We start from the raw sequence: 8,557 nt of genomic DNA, 5'->3' as shown, positions 1-8,557 counted from the left end.
GCCGGCAGGCGGCCACCCCCGGCCGGCGGCGCAGCGCGGTACGCGGCGACGGCGAGCGGCGGCTGCGCGGCTACTCCGGTCCCGGACCGGACCCGCGCGATCCCCAACTGCTCGGCGCGGTGCTGGAGAAGCTGGTCAAGGCGCGCGGCTGGCAGCAGCCGGCGGCCGAGGCGACGGTCTTCGGCGCCTGGGAGCGGGTGGTCGGGCCGGAGGTGGCGCAGCACAGCCGCCCGGTCAAGCTGGAGAACGGCGAGCTGACCGTGGAGGCCCGGTCGACGGCGTGGGCCACCCAGCTGCGGCTGCTCGCCAGCTCACTGCTCCAGCAGATCGCCCGCGAGGTGGGCCACAACGTGGTCCGCAAGCTGCACATCCACGGCCCCGCCGCGCCGTCCTGGTCGCGCGGCCCGCGCCGGGTCCGCGGCCGGGGCCCCCGCGACACGTACGGCTGACCCCCGCGGCCTCCGACCGGCGCTGGTCCGGCGCGGCCTGCGGCATGCCGCCCCTCTTGGACGTGGGACACCGCCAGTTGCCGCAGTCCGGCCCTCCCCGGCGGGCGGCGGGTCAGACGTCGGCGTAGACGGCGAAGCCGCGGTCGGCGCAGCGCCGGTAGAAGGCGGCGAGCACGCTCAGCTCGGCGCAGGTGAAGTTCCACTGCGGCGGATCACCGTTCTCGTCGCGCAGCTTGTCCAGCCGGCTGTCCAGCCAGCGCAGCTGCTGCTCGGCGAGGCGGCCGTCGCCCAGCAGGGCCCGCAGCACCTCGCTGACCGACTCGAAGGTCACCGCCTCGCCGATCGGCCGGTGCCGGGCCACGAACTTCTCCACCCCGTCGGCGATCCACGAGCAGCCGTCCGGGTCGATCACCGGGTCCTCGTCCTCGGCCGCGTTCTCCGTGGCGTAGAGCACGTTCTCCAGCCCGAGGATCAGGTCGACCAGCTCGGTGTACGCCGTCGCCCGCACCGTGCCCGTCTTGGCGATCAACTCGGCGAGCGCGGCGGTGGGGGCGGAGATGCGTGGCATGTCCACGATCTCGCCGAAGTCGACGAACTCGGCCGGCGCGACCGGATCGTAGAAGCGGCCGGTACGCGGCCAGTGCACCGCGACATTGTCCAGCCCCATCTGGCGTCACCTCTCACCAAGCGCGATGTCGGACCGATCGGGTCGATCGTCCCGGTTCCGGCCACGAAAGATCAAGACCGCAGCGGCGGCGCCGCAAAGGTACGGCACCTCCGGTCCCGACGCGACCCCCGGTCGGTCACCATGCCGGTGGCGATCCGGCGCCCGGGGGCTTCAGCCGGGCCGGCGGCCGGGAATCCGACCCGCGCATCGCCCGGTGGCGCCCGGACCGGATGCCGGCCGGTCTGACGCCGCGCCGCGACCGGAAGCCGTCGCTGGCGTGTAGGGGGAGTCGCGGACAGCCAAGTTCGGGCCGCTACGGAGTTCTCAGCCGCCGCGCAGCGGTGCCGAGTGGCGGTTTGGTCGGCTGCGCAGAGTAAGATTGACGGTGAGACGAAAGACTCGACACGGAGCGACGGACAGGGGCCCCAGGGCCCTTGATCATTGTCCCGGGTCGGGTCGAGCCGATCGCGATCCGCGGGCAACCGCGGCGATCGGCGTAGCGATCCGTGACCTGGATACCCGGGGACCGGTCCGTGCGCGCCGACGTCGCGTCCTGTCCGCCGAACCCGCGCCCCGCGCCCTGGCGTGGTCGGTGCGAGAAAGTGGCCGAGGGTGGCAGCGGAGGACAACAAGAAGTACGGCGCCGAGTCGATCACCGTTCTCGAGGGGTTGGAGGCGGTCCGGAAGCGGCCCGGTATGTACATCGGGTCCACCGGCGAACGCGGCCTGCACCACCTCGTGTGGGAGGTGGTCGACAACGCGGTGGACGAGGCGCTGGCCGGATACTGCGACACCATCGACGTGGTGCTGCTGGCCGACGGCGGCGTCCGGGTCACCGACAACGGGCGTGGCTTCCCGGTCGACCTGCACCCCAAGCTGAAGAAGCCCGGTGTCGAGGTCGCGCTGACCGTGCTGCACGCCGGCGGCAAGTTCGACGGCAAGGCGTACGCGGTCTCCGGTGGTCTGCACGGCGTCGGCGTCTCCGTGGTGAACGCCCTCTCCACCCGGATGGCGGTGGAGATCCACAAGGATGGCTTCGTCTGGCGGCAGCAGTACAGCAACTCCAAGCCGACCCCGCTGGAGAAGGGCGAGCCGACCGACCGGACCGGCTCGGCGGTCTCCTTCTGGCCCGACCCGGACGTCTTCGAGACGGTCGACCTCGACTTCCAGACCATCTACCGGCGGCTGCAGGAGATGGCCTTCCTCAACCGCGGCCTCACCATCCACCTGCTCGACGAGCGGGTCGCCGAGGGTGAGGAGGGCAAGCCGCGCGAGGTGACCTTCCTCTACAAGGGCGGCATCGCCGACTTCGTCCGGCACCTCAACGCCTCGAAGAACCCGATCCACAAGACGGTGGTCGAGTTCGGCGCCGAGGAGGAGGGCATGTCGGTTGAGATCGCCATGCAGTGGAACGAGTCGTACGGCGAGTCGGTCTACACCTTCGCCAACACGATCAACACGCACGAGGGCGGCACCCACGAGGAGGGCTTCCGGGCCGCGCTGACCAGCGTCGTCAACCGGTACGGCGCGGACAAGAAGCTGCTCAAGGGCGACGAGAAGCTCTCCGGCGAGGACATCCGCGAGGGCCTCGCCGCGATCATCTCGGTCAAGCTGGCCAACCCGCAGTTCGAGGGGCAGACCAAGACCAAGCTCGGCAACACGCCGGTGAAGAGCTTCGTGCAGCGGGTCTGCAACGAGTGGCTGGTCGACTGGTTCGACCGCAACCCGGCCGAAGCGAAGATCATCATCCAGAAGGCGTCCCAGGCGGCCCGGGCCCGGATCGCCGCCCAGCAGGCGCGGAAGCTGGCCCGCCGCAAGTCGCTGCTGGAGTCCGGCTCGATGCCGGGCAAGCTGGCCGACTGCCAGTCCACCGACCCGCGCGAGTCCGAGGTGTTCATCGTCGAGGGCGACTCGGCGGGCGGCTCGGCCAAGCAGGGCCGCGACCCGCGGACCCAGGCGATCCTGCCGATCCGCGGCAAGATCCTCAACGTGGAGAAGGCCCGGATCGACCGGGTGCTGAAGAACAACGAGGTTCAGGCGCTGATCACCGCACTCGGCACCGGCATCCACGACGACTTCGACATCGAGAAGCTGCGCTACCACAAGATCGTGCTGATGGCCGACGCCGACGTGGACGGCCAGCACATCCAGACGCTGCTGCTCACCCTGCTGTTCCGCTTCATGCGGCCGCTGGTCGAGCTGGGCCACGTCTACCTGGCCGCCCCGCCGCTCTACAAGATCAAGTGGAACAAGAAGGGCGACGACGCCCAGTACGCGTACTCGGACCGGGAGCGGGACGGGCTGATCGCGCTGCGCCAGCAGAAGAAGCCCAACGCCAAGCCGGACGACATCCAGCGGTTCAAGGGTCTCGGCGAGATGAACTATCCCGAGCTGTGGGAGACCACGATGAACCCGGCCACCCGTACGCTGCGCCAGGTGACCCTCGACGACGCCGCAACCGCCGACGAGCTGTTCAGCGTGTTGATGGGTGAGGACGTCGAGGCCCGCCGGTCGTTCATCCAGCGCAACGCCAAGGACGTGCGGTTCCTGGACATCTGACGGAGGCGCCGGGCCGGCCGGATCCACCGGACGGCCCGGCATTCCACAGAGTTATCCACAGCCCGGCCGGTTTCCACAGCCGTTATCCACAGCACGAACACGACTCTGAGTCTGATAAGGGTTAACAGTGACCGATACTCCCGAGTCCACCCCGAACGAGCCGGAGACCCCGGAGACACTGGCCGCGGTCGTGGCGCATGACCGGATCGAGCCGGTGGGCCTCGAGGTCGAGATGCAGCGCTCGTACCTCGACTACGCGATGAGCGTGATCGTCGGGCGGGCCCTGCCGGACGTCCGGGACGGGCTCAAGCCGGTCCACCGGAAGATCCTCTACGCCATGTTCGACTCCGGCTACCGGCCGGACCGGGGCTACGTGAAGTGCTCCCGCGTCGTCGGTGACGTGATGGGTCAGTTCCACCCGCACGGCGACTCGGCCATCTACGACGCGCTGGTCCGGATGGCGCAGCCCTGGTCGCTGCGCTACCCACTGGTCGACGGCAACGGCAACTTCGGCTCGCCGGGTAATGATCCGGCTGCGGCCATGAGGTACTGTCTGACCGGAGATGCCCGGATTCGTACCGCCGACGGGACCGTCCGGATCGGCGACGTCGTGCCGGACGCCGCGTCGAGCAGCGAGACCGACATCGAGCTCAAGGTCCGCGACCGCAACGGCGACCTCGTCCGCGCCTCCAAGTTCTTCCACTCCGGCGAGCACCCGACCCTGCGGCTGCGCACCCGCGAGGGGTACGAGCTGACCGGCACCCACAACCACCCGGTGCTCTGTCTGGTGGACCTGGCCGGCGTGCCGACCCTGCTGTGGAAGCTGCTCGCCGAGATCTCCCCGGGCGACCGGGTGGTCCTCCAACGGACGGTGCCGGACGAGATCGGCTACCCGATGCTGGAGCACGTCGAGGCCGCCGTCCTCGCCGGGGCGTTCGTTTCGGAAGGCTGGGTGTCCGAGGGGCGGGCCGGGTTCAACAACGTTGACCGCGAATTCTTCGTCCGAGTCCTGGCCGCCTACGACCTCGCGGTCGGCGGCTCTCGGTACGTCAGCGAGCGCGTCATCGCCTCCGGCAGCCTCCTGCACGAGTTCGACGTCCAGGACGTCACCGCGCTTCGCGCGAGCCTGCTCGGCGAGCTGGTGGGAGTGCGCAGTGCCGAGAAGTTCGTGCCGGAGTTCGTCTGGCAGGGTCCGGCGGCCGTCAAGCGCGCCTTCCTTCAGGCGCTGTTCGAGGGGGACGGCTCGTCCTCGCTGCTGCCTCGCCACACCATCCAGATCTCGTACTCGACCCGCAGTGAGCGGCTGGCCCGTGAGGTCCAGCAACTGTTGCTGGAGTTCGGCGTCGTCAGCCGGCAGTGCCGGTACGAGAACGGCGAGATCAAGGTCGTGGTGACCAACCGCCGCGACGCCCGGATCTTCGCCACCCACGTCGGCTTCCTTGGCCGCAAGCAGGCCAAGCTGGAGTCGGAGCTGGATCAGGTGCCGGCGCGCAGCACCGCGCTCTCCAGCGACCACGTGCCGTTCGTGGGCGACTTCATCCGCGAGCACGGCGCGAGCCGCTGGACGGAGCGCGACTGGCTGCGCCGGCACAACGTGGACCGGATCGAGCGGTGGGAGCGGGACCGCGACGAGATCGCCGCCCGGATCACCGAGCCCGGGATTCTGGACGTGGTCGAGCCGCTCGTCGACGGGCGCTTCTACTACGCCGTGGTGGCCGAGGTCGCGGACGGCGGCGTCCAGCCCGTCTACAGCATTCGGGTGGACACCGACGACCACTCGTTCGTCTCCGACGGCTTCGTCAGCCACAACACCGAATGCAAGCTCGATCCGCTGGCGATGGAGATGCTGCGGGACATCGACGAGGACACCGTCGACCTGCAGGACAACTACGACGGCCGGGCCAAGGAGCCGACCATCCTGCCGTCGCGGATCCCGAACCTGCTGATCAACGGCTCCGAGGGCATCGCGGTCGGCATGGCCACCAAGATCCCGCCGCACAACCTGCGCGAGATCGGCGCGGCCGTGCAGTGGTGCCTGGAGCACCCGGAGGCCGACGAGGCGACCACCCTCGAGGCGCTGCTGGAGATCGTCAAGGGCCCGGACTTCCCCACCCACGGCCTGATCGTCGGCCAGGCCGGCATCCAGGACGCGTACCGGACCGGCCGCGGCTCGATCCGGATGCGCGCGGTGGTCGAGGTCGAGGAGGACAAGCGCGGTCGCCCCGCCCTCGTGGTGAGCGAGCTGCCGTACCAGGTCAACCCGGACAACCTCGCCGAGCGGATCGCCGAGCTGATCAAGGAGGGCAAGCTCGCCGGCATCGCCGACATCCGGGACGAGTCCTCCGGGCGTACCGGTATGCGGATCGTGCTCGTGCTCAAGCGCGACGCGGTCGCCAAGGTGGTGCTGAACAACCTCTACAAGCACACCCAGCTCCAGGAGACCTTCGGCGCCAACATGCTGGCCCTGGTCGACGGGGTGCCGCGCACGCTCAACCTGGCCCAGTTCATCCGCCACTACGTCGAGCACCAGATCGAGGTCATCCGCCGGCGGACCGCGTTCCGGCTGCGCAAGGCCGAGGAGCGGGCGCACATCCTGCGCGGTCTGGCGAAGGCGCTGGACGCGCTCGACGAGGTGATCGCCCTGATCCGGCGGTCGCCTACCGTGGAGGACGCCCGCCAGGGCCTGATCCGGCTGCTGGAGATCGACGAGGTCCAGGCGACCGCGATCCTGGACATGCAGCTGCGCCGGCTGGCCGCCCTGGAGCGGCAGCGGATCCTCGACGACCTGGCCAAGCTCGAGCTGGAGATCGCCGACCTCAAGGACATCCTCGCCAAGCCCGAGCGGCAGCGGAGGATCGTCTCCGAGGAGCTGGGCGAGATCGTCGCCAAGTGGGGCGACGACCGGCGGACCAAGATCATCCCGTTCGACGGTGAGGTTTCCATGGAGGACCTCATCGCCCGCGAGGACGTCGTGGTCACCATCACCCGCACCGGGTACGCCAAGCGCACCAAGGTCGACCTCTACCGCTCCCAGCGGCGCGGCGGCAAGGGCGTCAGCGGCGCCACGCTCCGGCAGGACGACATCGTCAGCCACTTCTTCGTATGCTCCACGCACGACTGGATCCTGTTCTTCACCAACAAGGGCAGGGTCTATCGGGCCAAGGCGTACGAGCTTCCGGAGGCCAGTAGGGTGGCCAAGGGCCAGCACGTGGCCAACCTGCTCGCCTTCCAAGCGGACGAGCAGATCGCGCAGATCATCGAGATTCCGAACTACCAGGTGGCTCCCTACCTGGTACTGGCCACGAAGAACGGCCTGGTGAAGAAGACGCGGCTCGAGGAGTTCGACTCCAACCGTTCCGGCGGCATCATCGCGATCAACCTGCGCGATGAGGACGAGCTGGTCGGTGCTGCCCTGGTCAGCTCGGATGACGACCTGCTGCTGGTGTCCAAGAACGCTCAGGCGATCCGCTTCAACGCCAGCGACGAGGCGCTGCGCCCGATGGGCCGGGCCACGTCCGGCGTCATCGGCATGCGCTTCAGCGAGGAGGATGTTCTCCTTGCCATGGAGGTCGTGCGCGAGGGCATGGAGATGGACGTGCTGGTCGCAACGAACGGCGGGTACGCAAAACGTACGCCGATCGAGGAATACCCGGTCCAGGGCCGGGGAGGTAAGGGCGTGCTGACTGCGAAGATCACCGAGCGACGCGGTGGTCTGGTCGGTGCGGTGGTGATCAGCCCGGATGACGAGCTGTTCGCCATCACCAGCAACGGCGGCGTCATCCGGACTCCGGTGAAGCCTGTACGCCGTACGCGGGACCGGAACACAATGGGGGTCAAGCTGATGGACCTCCCGGACGGCGTAACTATCGTGGCGATTGCTCGCAATGCCGACGAGCCTGACGAACAGGACTAGTTGATGACGGAGACACAGGCGAAGTCGGGGAACACGGGGACCTCGGCCAACCCGGTCGACGAGGAGGCCGCCAAGAGCGGCGCACCAGCGACCGGCCGCGCGGCCGTGGGGCGGGCCACGGTCCCCGCCGACGCGCCTGCCCCGAAGTTCACCAGGGCCCCCGGCATGGCCCCTCCGCCGGAGAAGCCCGCGGAGGACTCGGCGACGAGCGAGAAGACCGAGCAGGCCGACAGCCCGACCTCGGTCGGGACTCCGGCCGCCGCGGCCAAACCCGCCCCCACAACGACGCAGCCGATCAATGCAACGGGTACGGCGAAGCCGTCGCCCGGCACGACCGGCACCCAGCCGCGCGTCGGCGTCGGGCTGGGCACCGCGCCGAAGCCCGCACCGGACGGGGCCCGTCCCGGCACCACCGGCCGGCCGGCCAACGGCGGTGGCCTGCCGCCGGGCATCAGCGGCGCGGCCGCCGTGGGCGCCGCCCGGGTCGGTGAGGCGGTACGCGCCGCGCGCAGCTCGGTCAGCTCGGCCGCGTCCCGTGGGCCGCGCCGGGCCCGGCTGAACCTCAAGCGGATCGATCCCTGGTCCGTGATGAAGTTCGCCTTCGCGGTCTCGGTGGTGCTCTTCATCGTGGTGGTCGTCGCGACCTCGGTGCTGTACCTGGCCCTGGACGCGATGGGCGTGTTCAAGAGCGTCAACGCCAGCCTGACCGACCTGGTCAACGCCGGCGGTCAGGGCGGCGGCGGGTTCCGGATCACCGCCAAGGGCGTGATCCTCAGCTCCGCGCTGATCGGCCTGGTGAACGTGGTGCTCTTCACCGCGCTCGCCACCCTCGGCGCCTTCGTCTACAACGTCTGCGCCGACCTGGTCGGCGGGATCGAGCTGACGCTCGCCGAGCGGGACTGAACGGATCGACGCCGGGGCGCGCCGCGTAAAGCGGTCGCCCCGGCGCGGCGTATGCGGGTAGGTTCA

General features: G+C 69.7%; 5 protein-coding genes. 4 read left to right on the top strand and 1 reads right to left on the bottom strand.

Translation table 11 applies throughout. The features are described from left to right. On the top strand, positions 1–449 hold a 449-nt coding region (locus EFE23_RS26755), incomplete at its 5' end, for a DciA family protein (RefSeq protein ID WP_123243659.1). Between the two features lie 112 nt (positions 450–561). On the opposite strand, the gene EFE23_RS26750 is transcribed toward EFE23_RS26755, so the two are convergent. Further along, entirely contained in the window at positions 562–1,116 is a 555-nt protein-coding gene (locus EFE23_RS26750; protein ID WP_123243658.1) for a hypothetical protein, read from the bottom strand. A gap of 612 nt (positions 1,117–1,728) precedes the next feature. On the opposite strand from EFE23_RS26750, the gene gyrB reads away from it, so the two are divergent. The 3 genes from gyrB to EFE23_RS26730 all read left to right on the top strand — a co-directional run bounded on the left by gyrB (position 1,729) and on the right by EFE23_RS26730 (position 8,491). Beyond that, positions 1,729–3,675, top strand: a complete 1,947-nt coding sequence (gyrB, locus tag EFE23_RS26740) for a DNA topoisomerase (ATP-hydrolyzing) subunit B (RefSeq protein ID WP_123243656.1) — start codon at positions 1,729–1,731, stop codon at positions 3,673–3,675. Positions 3,676–3,802: 127 nt separating this feature from the next. Next, positions 3,803–7,588: an intein-containing DNA gyrase subunit A gene (gene gyrA / locus EFE23_RS26735; RefSeq protein ID WP_123243655.1), complete on the top strand. Its 3,786-nt coding sequence runs from the start codon at positions 3,803–3,805 to the stop codon at positions 7,586–7,588. Positions 7,589–7,591: 3 nt separating this feature from the next. After that, a complete protein-coding gene (locus EFE23_RS26730) occupies positions 7,592–8,491 on the top strand; it encodes a DUF3566 domain-containing protein (protein WP_123243654.1) in 900 nt (299 codons plus the stop codon). The last annotated feature ends 66 nt before the right edge of the window (positions 8,492–8,557 follow it).

The organism is Micromonospora solifontis (genome assembly GCF_003725545.1).
In the GTDB taxonomy this organism is placed as follows: Bacteria; Actinomycetota; Actinomycetes; order Mycobacteriales; family Micromonosporaceae; genus Micromonospora; species Micromonospora solifontis.
The sequence above is the reverse complement of the archived record's forward strand: the minus strand, read 5'-3'. Positions and strand labels throughout refer to the sequence as shown.

Coding starts and splice junctions, on each gene's coding strand:
- EFE23_RS26750 (WP_123243658.1), bottom strand. CDS start 1,116: ATGGGGCTGGACAATGTCGCGGTGCACTGGCCGCGTACCGGCCGCTTC.
- EFE23_RS26730 (WP_123243654.1), top strand. CDS start 7,592: ATGACGGAGACACAGGCGAAGTCGGGGAACACGGGGACCTCGGCCAAC.